The sequence below is a fragment of the Chryseobacterium gallinarum genome, from assembly GCF_001021975.1.
Classification (GTDB): domain Bacteria; phylum Bacteroidota; class Bacteroidia; order Flavobacteriales; family Weeksellaceae; genus Chryseobacterium; species Chryseobacterium gallinarum.
Window position 1 is genome coordinate 981,737 of sequence record NZ_CP009928.1, and the last position, 16,409, is coordinate 998,145.

At 35.3% G+C, this 16,409-nt stretch carries 7 protein-coding genes; all 7 read right to left on the reverse strand.

From position 1 onward, the window contains the following. Nucleotides 1-60: 60 nt before the first annotated feature. The 7 genes from argS to OK18_RS04515 all read right to left on the reverse strand — a co-directional run bounded on the left by argS (nt 61) and on the right by OK18_RS04515 (nt 16,300). Complete coding sequence (gene argS / locus OK18_RS04485; RefSeq protein ID WP_053329290.1) at nt 61-1,821, reverse strand: arginine--tRNA ligase; 1,761 nt, start codon at nt 1,819-1,821, stop codon at nt 61-63. Nucleotides 1,822-1,954: 133 nt separating this feature from the next. Beyond that, nucleotides 1,955-3,526 (reverse strand): SusD/RagB family nutrient-binding outer membrane lipoprotein, encoded by a 1,572-nt coding sequence (locus tag OK18_RS04490; RefSeq protein WP_157837466.1) that lies wholly within the window; start codon nt 3,524-3,526, stop codon nt 1,955-1,957. A 10-nt stretch (nt 3,527-3,536) separates the two neighbouring features. Then, on the reverse strand, nt 3,537-6,596 hold the full coding sequence (locus OK18_RS04495) for a SusC/RagA family TonB-linked outer membrane protein (protein WP_053327240.1): 3,060 nt from the start codon (nt 6,594-6,596) through the stop codon (nt 3,537-3,539). 323 nt (nt 6,597-6,919) lie between these two features. Continuing rightward, entirely contained in the window at nt 6,920-8,344 is a 1,425-nt protein-coding gene (locus OK18_RS04500; protein ID WP_053327241.1) for a SusD/RagB family nutrient-binding outer membrane lipoprotein, read from the reverse strand. 11 nt (nt 8,345-8,355) lie between these two features. Then, a complete protein-coding gene (locus tag OK18_RS04505; RefSeq protein ID WP_053327242.1) occupies nt 8,356-11,355 on the reverse strand; it encodes a SusC/RagA family TonB-linked outer membrane protein in 3,000 nt (999 codons plus the stop codon). A gap of 418 nt (nt 11,356-11,773) precedes the next feature. Continuing rightward, nucleotides 11,774-13,366 (reverse strand): SusD/RagB family nutrient-binding outer membrane lipoprotein, encoded by a 1,593-nt coding sequence (locus OK18_RS04510; protein WP_053327243.1) that lies wholly within the window; start codon nt 13,364-13,366, stop codon nt 11,774-11,776. Nucleotides 13,367-13,372: 6 nt separating this feature from the next. Then, the gene (locus OK18_RS04515) at nt 13,373-16,300 is read right to left on the reverse strand and encodes a SusC/RagA family TonB-linked outer membrane protein (protein ID WP_050022188.1); all 2,928 of its coding nucleotides are present in this window, start codon (nt 16,298-16,300) and stop codon (nt 13,373-13,375) included. Between the last annotated feature and the right edge of the window lie 109 nt (nt 16,301-16,409).

A 16,409-nucleotide genomic window follows, 5' to 3' on the forward strand; every position in this document is an offset into this window, starting at 1 on the left:
TTAAATCCTTACATTTGCATAATACAAAAGCGCCCCCTGAGGTTCAGGAGGCACTTTTTTTTACATTCTGTTTACAGTTCCGATTCCCAGTAATTCCAACGATTTTTTAATCGTTTTCCCTGTGAGATCTGATATATTCAGCCGGAATTGTTTTATATTTTCATCATCCTGATTAAGAATTGGATTATTCTGGTAGAAAGAATTGTACGCTTTTACAAGATCATATACATAATTCGCTACTAAAGCGGGGCTTAATGTTTCCGCTGACCTGGCTACTACCGTTTTGAAGTTGGCCAGCTGCATGATCAGTTCTTTTTCAGACTGATTTAAAATTATTGAAGCAGTTTCCTGTTCCTTATATCCTGCTTTAGATAGCAAAGACTGAATACGCGCATATGTATATTGGATGAAAGGTCCTGTATTTCCATTAAAGTCAATACTCTCAGCCGGGTTGAAAAGCATTTTTTTCTTAGGATCTACTTTCAGCATGAAATATTTCAACGCTCCCAATCCTACAGTTTCATAAGATGCTTCTTTATCTTCTTCTGAAAGGCTTTCCAGTTTTCCAAGTTCCTGTGCTTTAGATTTTGCCGTTTCATACATTTCCTGCATCAGGTCATCCGCATCCACTACAGTTCCTTCACGGGATTTCATTTTACCTTCAGGAAGCTCTACCATTCCGTAAGAAAGGTGATACAATTGATCTGCCCACTCATACCCTAGTTTCTTTAAAATTTTAAATAAAACCTGGAAGTGATAATCCTGCTCGTTTCCTACAGTATAAATCAGCTTCTGAATATTATTTTGTTTAAAACGTTCTACAGCTGTTCCCAGGTCCTGAGTCATGTAAACTGAAGTACCGTCTGAACGTAATAATAATTTCTGATCCAGCCCTTCATCAGTCAGATCGCACCAAACAGAACCATCTTCTTTCTGGTACAAAACACCTTTATTCAATCCTTCCTGAATAAGATCTTTTCCTAACAAGTATGTATTACTTTCGTATTGAACCTGGTCAAACTCTACTCCTAATCTTTTATACGTTTCATTAAATCCTTTATAAACCCAGGAATTCATTTCTGACCAAAGATTTCTTACCGTTTCATCTCCGTTTTCCCAGTCTAGAAGCATTTTTTGAGCTTCCTTCATCACCGGGGCTTCTTTTTTTGCCTGCTCTTCTTCCACTCCTTGCTCTACAAGAGCTGCAATTTCTTTTTTGTAGTTTTTATCAAATTCCACATAGTAATTTCCTACAAATTTATCTCCTTTTATATTCGTTGTTTCGGGAGTTGCTCCGTTTCCGAATTTCTCCCACGCCAACATAGATTTACAGATATGGATTCCCCTGTCGTTGATAATCTGCGTTCTGATCACATCATATCCGGCCTCTTTTAAAATCTGAGCTACAGAAAATCCTAATAAATTATTTCTGATATGTCCTAAGTGTAGAGGTTTATTGGTATTCGGTGAAGAGTACTCTACCATTACCGTAGCATTCTTCTTTTCTATGATTGAAAAATCCTTGCTTACAGATCTGAAATTATCTACAAACAACTGATTTTTAACTTTAACATTAAGAAATCCTTTCACTACATTGAAACTTTCGAACAAATCAGTCTGCTCTGTTAAAGCTTCCCCCAGTTCAACGCCAATGCTTTCAGGATTTTTCTTTAATTGCTTTACCAGTGGGAAAGTTACAATCGTAAAATCCCCTTCGAACTCCGTTTTATTTTCCTGAACCTCCAGTGTAATGCCTTTTAACTGATATACATTTAAAATGATTTCTGAAAGTTTTTCTTCAATAATATATTTAATATTCATGTTCTTATAATCAATTTTAATGGTCAGAAATACAATATTTTTCAATACTTTATTCCATAATTTTGAAGTACAAATATACGGAAATAAAAAAACCGCCCGAAGGCGGCCTTTATGAATGTTATTAAAATATGGTCTATTGATCCCACCAAACTTTTGAAGTATTTTTATCCTCAGCCGGCATCAGGCCTTGTACTCCTTTCAGGTAATTGGAATTATTAAAATTAACCTCCTCTATCGGATATCTCAGTCTTCTTGGAATTACTCCTCCATTCACAGCACTTGGTGCGGGTAATAAGGCAGGGTAGCCTGTTCTTCTAAATTCAGCCCATGCATCAAACCCGTTCATAAATAAGGCAATCCATTTTTCTTCACCTATTACTCTTTCTGCACCGAATGTTGCTATATCAGCAGCTCTGGCGCTTGCATATGCTGCGGCATTGGGAGTAATTTTAGTTCCCCCAAAAGGATTGGTGGAACTGTAGGCATCAGTATTTAAAACATAATGGGTATCCAGAGTATTATAATTCAGTATAATTCCTTGTGTCAGCATATTTGTGACTGCTTCACCGGTCCAGCCTTTTGCTGCAGCTTCAGCTCTGTTTAAGTAGGTATATCCTGCTGTCATTAGGTTAATAGCTGAGCTATTACTTCTGAACTTCACGCTAATCGTTGTTACCCCCGCTGTTGAATATCCTGCGGCAGCCAAATCATTAGAATTATAACCATATGGCAATCCAACAGCAGACATGGTCCCGGAATTTGCATATAATGTTAAGCGTGTATCAGGAGTATGATTTGATGTTCTGTTAAAAGCATTACCAGATCCTTTCATAGATTCCACCAATTCTCTGGATATCCGATAATCAGCCGGTCTAAAGTCAGATAAAGGGTTCGGGTATGAGTTTCCGGGAGAAATTGTGAACCATGCTTCATCCGATACTTTCTCTATAACCCCTGCTGAATTGGATAAGGCAGAATTAAATTCAGTAGCAGCATAGCCCGTTGCTGATGGATATTTTTTAGATAACTGCAATGTGGCCTGAAGCAACACTGAATTCGCCAGTTTTTTCCATTTATTTAAGTCTCCATAGTATAGGATATCACCCTCAGGACGTGTTGATGTAGTATTTAACATATCTCTTCCACTTTTCAAATCTGAAATAATACCTTCATATATCGTTTTTTGTGTATCATATTTTGGGAGAAATATATCGGATGTTGCTTTTGTTGCTTCCGAAAAAGGGGCATCTCCATAGGTATCGGTAAGCCTTTTCATGATGATTGCTCTGAAAATTTTAGATACTCCGATCATATTTTCTGCACTTCCCTGAAGCAATATTTCCGGGGAAGGATTATTAGAATATGCAGAAATAATTTCATTCAAATTAATAATTTGATTAGCATAGAATCTTCCCCACGCTCCCGGAGTATCACCATAAGTCTGTTCTGTGGTATAAACAACCTGCGATTGATATTGAGAAAATAGTATAGGCATCATTTGGTAAGCATTGCTACGATCCCCTCCGTTTTGTCCGAAATTCATAATAGCACCAGCTAGTAAAGATTTATAATTCGCTGAGTATATTCCGTATTGATCTTTATTAAAGTCATCACCGTAATTTTCATTGCTGCAAGAAGCAGTAATACCGATTAATAATGAATATAGGGCTATTTTATTTAGTGTATTTAAAAGTTGTTTTTTCATTTTCCTGTTTTTAAAAATTGATTTTAACATTAACCCCAAAACCTCTGGTTGATGGTAATTGTCCATCTTCTCCAAAATTTTGTGAAAGCTCAGAAGGGTCAAGTCTATGTTTATTATCTTTTGAAACAGAAATCAGCCATGGATTTCTTGCTGTTAATCCAATAGACATATTGGAAATTCCTGTATTGGCAAAAAGTGATCTCGGTAACTGATAATTTACAGCAATTTCTCTGAGTTTAATATAACTGGCATTGTGAATAAATGGCTCAGCAATTCTATTGGCGTGAAATTGTTTAAAATAATCACTGGCTTCTACATACATATCTACTGGCGCTCCTGTATTATCTACGCCCGTTACCCGAACTCCTCCTCCATCAGCTACTGCATCTCTTACATTATGTCCCCTGTCATTCATAGCAGCAGTCTCCTCCAGCAAGCCCCCCGAATTTCCCCATTGTTCTGAAAGTGAGAAGAACTTACCTCCTTTTTGGAAATCAATTGTAAAGCCCAAACTTATTCCTTTATAGCTAAATGTATTATAAAATCCTCCTGTAAATTCCGGTAATATACTTCCAAAAGCTTTATTAGGTTCATATTCATAGAGACCTCTGGAATTAATTACGGGATTACCATTTATATCTCTTTTAATTCCCGTTCCATAAAGCTGTCCCCATTCCAATCCTTCTTTCTGAAGTATAGACACGTAATTGAATGCATTGGAATCACCGTACTGGATTGATTCAAGATTTTCATTTACCTTTGAAATTGTTGATTTATTCCTTGCCCAGTTAATTGAGGTTGTCCAGCTAAATCCATTATCACTTCTAAATATGTCCCCTGAGAGGGCTAATTCAACTCCTTTTCTTTTGGCGTTGGCTGAATTTATTAAAACATCCAATTTTCCGCTGGAAGAAGCTAATGTTACCGGTATAGGCTCATTTTTTCTGGTTTCATCATAGTAGGTGGCCCCAAAAGATAATCTGTTTTTTAAAAATTTTAAATCTACTCCTATTTCTTTATTGTCGTTAAGGGCAGGCTTCAATCCTTTACCTATGATCCGGGTAGGAAACCACGCTGTCTGGTACAAATTATTCCCTACAGCTAATGGCTGGTTTCCGTTTCTATACTCAGGATTTGTAAGGGTAGCTGTTAAATCAGCCGGAATTTGAGCAATACCTGCTCTGAGCTTAAAATAGGTTACAATATCATTTTTCGGCAGTAAATTATGCAATAATAAACTGGCTCCCACTGAATAGCTCACAAATGAATTATCACTATTCAAGTATGCGGAATTGATATCATTTCTTACCGATGCTTCAACAAAATAAGTATCTTTAAAACCTACTGAAGCCGATGCATATAAAGATTTGTATTGCTGCTTATAATCATATGGCTTTGCTATAATAGGAATATTGGTATTTTTAAAATTAAAGACGTCCGGGGTTAAAAGCCATTGTGTTGTTCCTGTAACATCCATTACCTGGGAGTTGCCATCCCACCGTCTGTTAGTAATATTAGCACCACCGATAGCTGTAAGATCAATTTCACCGAATTTCTTCTGATATGTTAAACGCCCTTCATACTGATCCTCAGTATACTGATTTTCTCTTACTCCAAAACCATTAAGTAACGTCAGATATCCTCCAGGCGTTAATGACCCTGTTCCTGATCCATTTTTAGCCAATATATTAGGCATAAAATATCTATTTGTAGACTTGTTCTGAGTTCTTGAAAAAGATACCCTGGCTGTCAGTCCGTCAGCAATCCTGTACGATGGAGCGACGGATAATAATAAAGTATTTCTGTCTGTATAATTTCTGAAATGTTTCATCCAGGTATAAGGGTTAATCCAAAATGCGGGTTTGGCTTTATAACCGGTTGGGGAATAATCATCCGGTCCCCACCAGTTCCAGCTGGCAGAATATCCTTCCGGAGTTTGTAAATTTTGTAACTCTTTCAATTTTTTCATATCCAGGTCCCTACCAAACCATTGATTAAAAGAACCTGATGTCTGGTTACTATAGCCATCATTAAAATCCCCTGTCACTCTCCCATCAGAAAAGTTAACAATCGCATCAACAGATAAACGGTCATTAAATTTATAGGTACCATTAAGATTCAGATAGTTTCTTTTTAATGAAGTATAGGGCGTAATACCATTTTGGTTTAAATTAGTAAAAGACAATCTTGCAGTGAAAGCATCACTGCCACCAGAAACAGAGACCGTATTTTTAAACGTAAGAGCTTTATCATAAAAGTCTTTTACGTTATTAGGCTGTGCTTCATATTTTGCAGTTTTTCCAAAATAGGGGCTATCTTTCCACCATGCATACCAGGGAATATAATCCTGTCCATCCATTCTTGGTCCCCAGGATTCATCAGTATAATTATTATCACCGTCCAAATGTCTCTTCCCATTAAATATTTCCCATTCTGCCGGCATTGTTGCAGGATCAAACACAAAGGTTTTAAAAGATGAATTTCCAGCTGCTCCCTGGCCATATAAATTTTGGAATTTCATTGTTCTTGCAACCATATCCACAGTAGTTGTAGAGTTTAATTCTATACTAAGTCTGCTCTTACTTCCTTTTTTTGTAGTCATAACGATGACTCCGTATTGAGCTCTCACCCCGTATAAAGATGTTGCGTTAGGCCCTTTCAGAACATTTACAGACTCAACAATATCCATATCAATAGTATTGGGATCAACAATCACCCCATCCAATACATAAATAGGGTCTGCGTCATTCAGTAAACTTACTGCGCCTCTTAATCTTAGCTTGCCTGTTTCTCCAAGTTTAGAACCTGCCTGGCCGTTTAGTTGTACACCAGCCACTTTTCCTACAATAGAATTTTTAACATCAACATTTTGTGTTAAGTTTAAATCTTTAGCTTTTACTGTTTGATTAGCGTAGGAAAGGGATTTTTCTTCCCTTTTAATTCCGAGTGCAGTCACTACAACCCCCTCAATTTCTTTTGTTTTCATGGTATCTTTCTTCTGTTGCGCATTTGTGACCGCTATAGAAGAAGTCAACACCAAAACAAGAAGACTTGTTTTTAGTTTTTTCATATCAAAATAATTTTTGTATCCGCACAAATTTGTTAAACTTTCTTAACAAGTCAAAGAGAAAAAAGTAAAAAATTATAAAATACTCAATAAAACAAACAATTGAATAGTAAATAATTAAAAAAATATATCGAAAACTAAAATATTATGAAAAAACACAAGTATCTAAAAAATGAAAAACAATAACTTTATAAGTAACTACTTTATATGAGATTAAAACAGTATATATTGTTTGGGCATAAGAAACAAAAAAATATGAAAACTACGGTTGCTGAAATAAAAAAACCGCCCGAAGGCGGTATACATGAATGTTATTAAAATATGTGTTAAAATTTATCCCAGAAAAGTTTTGTTGTTGCTTTATCTCCTCCGATTTTAGCAGCTGCTGCTTTCACATTATCTCCATTTAATACATATTCCTGATCAGAATACGGCATTCTGTACGGAACAGAAGATAAATTGGACTTTGGTGGATTTACAAGAATCGGATAATCCAAACGTCTTGTAAAGTTCCAGCTGGCAAATCCTTTGTTGAACATGGCAATCCATGCTTGTACACCGATAGATTGTTTCCAGTTGGTTATATTAAGTGGATTAGCAGCTAGATAGGTGGCCGTATTAGCAGGGCTTACTCCATTTTCTCTCATAGATTCTGTTACAGCAGCAATATAAAGATCAGCAGCAGTACCTCCTACAGAATATCCTCTTGCAGCAGCTTCAGCTTTTAAGAATGCAACTTCTGCATAGCTCAATAAATTAGATGCAGTAGTTGGAGATCTAAAATAATCCCCTAAATGCGAAAAATCAGAATAAGGATCATTTAATTCTCCAAAAACTCCGCCTTTGTAAACTCCCTTCACTTTTGTAAACCAAACTTCCATTCTCGGATCTGCAAGTGTACTCATTGTTTTAATCGTTAGCTCACTAGGGATAAAGTCATTTCTGTTGGAAGCCACTAAGTTATCAAATACAGGATTTGAGAATGTATTTCCATCATACTTAAATTTGTAGGCTTCATCATCAGAAGAAATAACTCCTCCTGCAATTGCAGATTCAACCGTAGATTGTGCTAATGCAGGATCAGCATCTGCTAAATTCATTCCTAGTCTTAGTTTAATGGAATTAGCAAATTTTTTCCATTTATTCATATTACCTCCGTACACTAAATCAGCATAGCCGGTAACTGAAGGTTTTATCATTGCAGTAGCTGCATCAATTCTTTTGATCAGATCAAGATAAATAGTTTTAGCATCATCATATTTAGGTGTTAAGTTCTCATCAGGCTTAAATGCCTCAGAATAAGGAACATCACCATAGGTATCTACCAGATTTTCCCAAATAAAAATTTCTTCAATCTCTAAAGTTGCCAATTTATTGGTTCGTACATTTTCATCTGTCTCTACCTCATTCTTCAGATTAGCTTTTGCCTGTTTAATATTATTAATACTGTAAACATACATTCTGTTAAAATGATTACGAGGCTGGTTACGGGTTACCAGATTATATTGGGTTTCATCCGGATATTGAGTTTCCGCCCATTGCTGCGTAAAGAACCTGTAGTTATTAAAGTTCACACTAGGATTATCCATATAGTAGGACGACTGATACATAGCCGTGGCTAATAAATTTTCAGACGGAAGAATTGACGGATGTTTAGGATCATCATTAAGGGAAGTCAAATCACTTTGACATGAAGTTAACCCTAGCCCAACACATGCAGCCATCAAACTTATTTTTATAATATTTTTCATTTTTAAAGTAATTAGAATTTAAATGTTACATTGATCCCAAGATCTCTTGTTGTTGGCATCGCACCAATAGACCATCCATAAGAATTAAGTCCTCCACCTACCATAGCTTCCGGATCAGCATATGGTAAATTTTTATGAATAATCCATAAGTTTCTACCTACAATCGAAATTTTGGCATCATAAATTTTGGTCCCTGCCAATAAAGACTTAGGAAGCGTATATCCAATACTTGCTTCTCTTAACTTAATGAATGAACCATCATAGATAAATGCACTTGAAGGCTGTGTTTTATATCCACTAGAGCTGCTATTATCAAATTGGGATAATGCGATGTTATTTGGAGTTCCATTCGGAAGAACACCAGGCAGAACAACATCTTTATCTCTATAGTCGCCTATAGCTGTTTCTTTATAAAGACCTGTAGATAATCCATAATACATATCTGTTGAGAATACATCCCCTCCTTTACGCATATCGATTAAGAAACTTAAAGAAAAACCTTTATAACTGAAACTGTTCCTGATACCTCCAATCCAATCCGGTGTAGTGTTACCAATTACCTGATTAGGATTTTGCAAATATTTTCCGGTGTTTGGATCAATAACTTTTTGTCCGTTTAAATAAGTATAATCAGAACCAACTAATGTTCCCCAAGCTTCACCTTCTCTAGCATTTAAAGAAACTCCTCCTTGAAAACTATTTACTAAAAGATTGGTAATACCCGGATACAGATTTACTACCTGGTTTTTATTTTTAGACCAGTTGACATCGATATTCCATGTAAAATCTTTTGACTTTATCGGCACCAAACCTAATTGCACTTCAACTCCGCTATTATCAATTCTACCTGCATTGAACACTTTACCTGTATAGCCTATAGCTGCTGATGTAGGAAGTGGCGAAAGAATCTGATTAATAGTTTTTGTTTTGTAATAAGCAAAGTCAAGTGTTATTCTATCTCTCAAGAAATGAACTTCAGTACCTATTTCAAATTCTTTTGCTCTTTGAGGTTTTAGATTAAGAAAAGGTTCCGTTAAAATTGAATTATAGATTCCCACTCCATTTAAAATCCCTGCTGCTCTATAGTTATTCACCAACTGATAAGGATCTGCCGTTCCCCCAACTTCTGCGTAGTTCGCTCTTAGTTTCCAGAAATTCATCCAACTTTTAGTATTCAGAATTTCAGACATAATTAATGCTCCTGTTACAGATGGGTAATTATACACATTGTTACCCGCAAATAACGTTGAACTTTGATCTACTCTCCATGTTGCATCTAAATAGAATTTTTTATAGAAATCTAATGAAGCAGTAACATACCCGGAATTGGTTTGTGTTGTATACTCATTTTCATCTGTTGCCAAAGGTGATTTTCTAGAATTTGATAGTGCATAAATACCAGGAACTATTAATCCTCCTTCTGTTGAAGCATACATTGAATTAAAATAATTTCTTCTGATATTTCCTCCTACAACTCCGGAAATATTAATATTATCCGTAATATCGAATTTATAATTCACCATTAAGTCATAGTTCGTCTCCGTTCTTAGTATATCACGTCTTGCATAACCGGAACCAACGGTATTATTTGACTGTCCGAAAGCCTGTGGCAGGGATCCGACAGCCAGTCTGTTCTCAGCCATAAGGTTTGATCTATCATAAGAAACTTTTCCGGTAACTGAGATATTATCTAACAGATCGTAGGTTACCTGAGCATAGGTAAAGTTTCTGAACCTTCTATCTGAAGTATAGTTTTGGTAAGCCTGAAAATATGGGTTGTTCCAATATGCTGCAGCCCCATTGGCAGCAGATTTTCTATTCCATGTAACGTTACCATAATTATTAGCTGCACTGGCAACATTAGGATTAATATTGGCAAGGTATGCCTGCTCAAGATCTTTAAGATCTACATTGGTTTGCCACCATTGTCTGAAACCTGTCATCGGGTTATTGGAATATCCCGTGATGCTTCGGCCTCTTGTGTCCTGCAAAGTCATTGTAGAATAAAAAGTAGAGTGCAACTTAGGGGTCAGATCATAATTAACCTTTAAAGAGAAATTATTTTTATTGAGATGAGAATTAGGGATTAACCCATCAGACATCATATTTTCGTAAGTAAAACTAATATTTTTCCCTTTTTGTCCTTTTTCCAACGTTACACTATTGATATAGCTTGCAGGATTATTGAAAAACTTAATCGGTCCGTTTTTAGCAGCAACCCAAGGAGTTGCTTTTCCATAATTAGGTGAAAAAGGATCAAATGAATCCCATTGATAAACTAATAAATTAGGGTCAAATTTTGGTCCCCAAGATGCATCAGCATTAAAGTTAGCATTGTTTAAGCCGTTAGACGCCTGTGTTCCAAATTTTTGAGAATAACCGGCCCCATATCTAGTCTGGTATTCAGGAAAGGTTGATTTGTCAATAAATCCTACCTGAATGGCAGACGAGAAGGTCACTCCCCAGGACCCGTCATCCTTTCCTTTTCCATTTTTAGTGGTGATTACAATAACCCCATTTAAACCTCTTTCTCCGTATAAGGCAGATGCTGCTGCTCCTTTCAGTACGTTGATAGATTCAATGTCATCCTGATTGATATCAGAAAGGGCATTACCATAATCTATATTTTTTTCTTGAGTATTGGAATTATTGACAGGTGATCCGTCAATAACGATTAACGGGTTTCCTCCTCCTAACGTTTTCATCCCTCTAATCAACAAATTGGAAGAACCTCCAAAATTATTATTAGTCGTAACATTAAGCCCTGCTACCTTACCTGATAATTGTGCGGCAATATTTCCGGTATTTGTCGTCCCATCTGAAAGCGCACCTCCTTTAATTTCCTGGGAAGCATATCCCAAAGATTTTTTCTCTCTCTTGATTCCAAGCGCAGTTACTACTACCCCTTCGATTTCTTTTGTTTTAAGAGTATCTTTCTTTTCCTGGGCATTCGCCACAGCAAGGGAGGAAGACACTACTAAAACAAGAAGACCTGTTGTTAGTTTCTTCATATCTAATCTAAATTAATTTTGTACCGTACAAATTTGTAAAACTTTATCAACAACACAAAGAAAAATTAAGAAAAAATGAAACATATTCAATAATTACGAAAAAATAATATATAAAAAATAACAAATTAAGTTAAAAAAATATTTTTTAACAAAAATAAAGCAAATAAATATTATTTTTTTTCAAGAAATAATAACGATTATTAAAATTGATATTGTCTATATTAAAAAAATAAGTCAACAAAACAATAAACTAATAATCAACACATTGAAATTAAAAAGTATAAAACAGGTTAAAAACAAACTATAAATACAATGCTATGCATATTAATTTTTTTAACAACAGAAAATCCATAAAAAACACCTTATAATAAAAAAACCGCCCGAAGGCGGTATATATGAATGTTATTAAAAATGTGTCTTAGTTTACATCCCAAATTAATTTGGTATTCATCTTATCTCCTCCGATAGCATTTGATGCAGCCTGATAATTAGCTGTATTTAATGTTTGAACACTTGTCGGATAATATAGTCTATTAGGTAAATCAGTTAACCCGGAAATTAATGATGTAAATGTATATGTAGTTTGTCCGCCCGTTGTTGCAACATTCAGATTAGCTGTTTGCCCAGGCTTAAGTAAAGTATTTGGATAACCCGTTCTTCTATATTCCGCCCAGGCCTCATAAGGCTGCATAAACAAAGCAATATATTTTTGCGTAAGAACATTTTCCTTAGAAGCAGCCGGTAAGGCACTAACATATGTATTGATATCCGCGGGAGCTACACCCCATTTTTCCATAGAAGCTTTTACTCCATTTATATAATTTGCTTGCGACCAACCATTTTTTTCACTTAGTAAAAACTCAACTTCGGAATATTCCATTAAGACTTCTGTATATCCTGGTTTTAGGATATTTTTGCTAAAGAAGTTAGCTGTTTCTGTTTGACTCGCTGTTAGTGAGCTAGGAATACCATACGGCATACCATTAAAATCATCAGGGTCTGTAGATTCAACAGATGTTCCGTCTAAAATATCACTTTGAGTGGTTCCCACAGGACTTGCAAATTTAAATAAACGTGGATCCAATGTATAATTTCCTGTCTGCCCTTTTAGAAGCTGTACAAAAGTCTTAGAAATTGCAAAATCAGTTCTAGTACGGAAATTATCAAATAATGGAGATGGATTCACAAGATTGTCTTCATATTTAAGCCCAACATTATCAGCATTAGAAGTCATTACACCAGAATTAATAGCATCAGTTATATGGGCTTCAGCTCCCGGAACTATCCCCTTCACTCTTGTTGCGATTCTCAATCTCAAAGAATTGGCAAATTTCTTAAGCTTAATACCTTTACTTACCCTTACGCCATTTTCTAAATATGAAAATAAATTATCTCCAGAAGTAAATACAGGTGAGTTAACATCTACCATTTCAGATGCTTCTTTTAGCTCTTTTAAAATATCCGCATACACCTTTTGTTGGCTTGCAAATTTTGGCTGTAAAGTTCCATCAATATTCAATGCCTGAAAATCAGCATCTTTATTTCCGTATGAATAATATGGAATATCTCCAAAAGAATCCGCTAGAGTAAGAAATACATATGATAACATGACTCTTGCCGCAGCAATCTGATTATTATTTGGACCAAAGTTAGCCATCTGTACTTTTGTAACAGGATCCGTATTCAAGTCTATAATTTGCTTATAATCCTGAGCTACTCTATAGGAAAAACTCCATAGAGAGACCCCTGTTGATAACCTGTATTGATATCTATCTTCCTCAGTATATCCAGTCTGCGCAGAATACTGCACCCATGGTAATGTTATTCTACCTGATTGCCATTCATCTCGTGTATTATCCATGAGCTCTTTATTAGCACTGTTAAATATTCCATATGTCAGTGGCTTATCTGTCGAGTTTGGATTTATATCAATTTCATCGAATTTATCTGAACAGCTATTTGATACAACAGATATCGTCAGTACAGATAGTATTAAAATTATTTTTTTCATTTCTTATTAAAATTTAAAGTTAACATTGACTCCAAAAGTCCTTGTTGATGGCAACGAACCACCTTCCATACCTTGAATATTACCCGATCCATAAGATGTATTCTCAGGGTCAACACCTTTAAAAGCAAGATTCCAGGCAAATAAGTTTCTAGCAAATGCAGAAATTCTGATCCCTTGGAAAGCATTACCAATAAGCGTCTTAGGTAAATCATAGCCAATAGTAATATCTCTTAATTTAATGTAACTTGCATCGAAAACATTTTGAGCATCAACCGTATTATAATATGTACTACCCCAAGTTTGAGCATCCAGAAGAATATCATTTGGAGTTCCATCTTCTTTTACTCCAGGAAGAATAACTCCAGCTTCTCTATTTCCATTTAATGCAGTTTCTTCCAGCATACCCGAATACATTCCCCACATATGTGTAGTTGAGAAATATTTCCCACCTTGTTGAATGTCAATTAAGAATGATAAACTTAATGATTTATACTTGATAGTATTTCTAAAGCCCATATTATAATCAGGAAGGATAGATCCTAAAGATTTAATTTCAGAAGCCTTATAGAAGCCATTTTCATCTACAACTTTATTTCCATTACTATCATACACATAGTCTGTTCCCAGAATCGTCCCATAAGCTTGTCCAACCTGTGCTACCAACTGAGCTCTAAATGGCGCATTTGTAAGTACATAGTTTTGTAAGTCCTGATACAGGTTCATTAATTTATTTCGGTTTCTAGCAAAGTTCCATGTCAGATCCCATGAAAAGTTTTCATTCTTAATTGGTGTAATATTCACCATAGCTTCAATTCCTTTATTGGTCATCTCCCCTGCATTTATTCTCTTAAATAAAAATCCGGTTGCAGGATCTACAGGAAGTGCAATAATAAGATCTTTTGATTTAGTTTCATAATAGGTAAAATCAACACTCAATCTATTTTTAAAGAAACTTGCCTCAAGTCCGAGTTCTTGTGTTGTTTTAACTTCCGGCTTAATGTTTGGATCATTGGATGTGTTAGGGTTCGAATATTGTGGTGATCCATTGAAAGGCAGTCCGATTTCAGTATAAGTTAACCTGCTATAAGGAGCTGTTCCTGCAGCTATACTTGACCAACCGGCCCTTATTTTACCAAAAGACAACCAATCTGCTTGAAGTACTTTCGAAAAAACAAAACTACCCGTTACAGAAGGATAAAACTGATCATCATTTAGCATTGAGAACCAGTCATTTCTTCCTGTTGCTTCTAAAAATAACATATCTTTATATCCCAAAGAAACTGATCCAAATAAACTTTTTATTGATGAATGTTCAGAATAATTAGTTGCTAAGGAGTTCTCCCTACCATTATTCAAATTATATAAGCCTGGAATAATAAGTCCACCGACCGTTGTACCTCTTAACCAGCTTAATTTATTATCTCTAATGTTAAATCCGGCAAAAGCATTCAAACTAAAATCGCCCCAATTATTATTATAATGTGCCCTACCTTCATAATTGAATTCAGAAACATTCCTTTTCTCAATAGAATAATTTGAAACTGCTTGTGAACCTACTGCCACTCTAGAACTTATATTTTGAGTATAGGTATCACCGTACACTTTTCCAACAATATAAAAATTCTTATTAAAATTATATGTTAACCCTGCATTACCAAAGAATCTATTCCTGCTATCATCTGAAGTATTTTCATTAATTGTCCAATATGGGTTATCTGAATACTTAGGCGCTCCGTTACTCCAGGAGGTTCTGTTCCATGTTCTTTGTGCACCATTTGCTAATTTATAATCTCTTAATTTAGCAAAATCAAGGTTTCTTTGTCCAAATTGATAGAATTTTTGAGCTACAGAGTTATCTCCATATCCAACTTCCGGCCTATTAAATCCTTCTGTATGAACATAATTAATAACAGCTTCAGCCTTTAATTTTTCCGATAATTTTGAATTCAAATTAATACTAAAATTATCTTTTTTAATTTTCGATGTTGGAATAATACCGCTAATATTAGTATTGGTATATGATAATCTAACATTTGTATCCCCAAAAGATTTTGCAACAGACAAGTTATTTGTATAAGTAACTCCTGTATTAAAGAAAGAATCAACATCTTTGTTCGGAGCTACCCATGGAACCGGTTTTAAATAATCATTTGAAAATTCAGGATCAAATGCATACCAAGGAAGATACATCAAGTTTGAATTGTATCGCGGCCCCCATGATCCATCTGTTTGATATTCCTGAATATTATAAGTAACACCATTGATAGTTTGAGTCGGCAATGTAAACTGAGAGCCTCCTCCATACAAATTTTGAAGTCTGGGTCTGATGTATATATTTTCAAAGGAAACTCCTGTATTTAACTGAATATCAGTTCTACCTTTTTTAGCCGATTTTGTAGTATATAATATAGCACCATTTCCTGCTCTTGAACCGTATAGAGCAGCAGCAGGTCCTCCTTTCAATACAGTTACACTCTCAATATCATCAGGGTTAATATCAAAAGAAGCATCTCCATAATCTCTACCTCCAGCTCCTCTTTGGGTATCAATATTGTTAACATTTGAATTATCCAAAGGCACACCATCTACAATAATCAATGGTCGGTTCTCACCAGTAATCGAACTAATACCTCTCATAGTAATTCTGGTAGAACCTCCCATTGTACTTGGCGCTGTAATCTGAACTCCTGCAACATTTCCAGATAATGCACTTACAGCATTAGTTTGGCCAGCATCAGAAAGAATTTCACCTTTTACTTCCTGGGAAGCATATCCAAGAGCTTTCTTTTCTCTCTTAATACCTAGTGCAGTCACCACTACACCCTCAATCTCCTTAGTCTCTGTAACAGTATCACTTTTCTTTTGCTGGGCATTTGCAACAGCTATAGAAGAAGTCAATACTAAAACAAGAAGACCTGTTGTTAGTTTCTTCATAATCAAATTAATTTTGTATTGTTACAAATTTGTAAAACTTTCTTAACAACACAAAGAAAAAAACAAAAAATTTATACTTTTTTTAATAATTACGAACAAAAATTAAGTA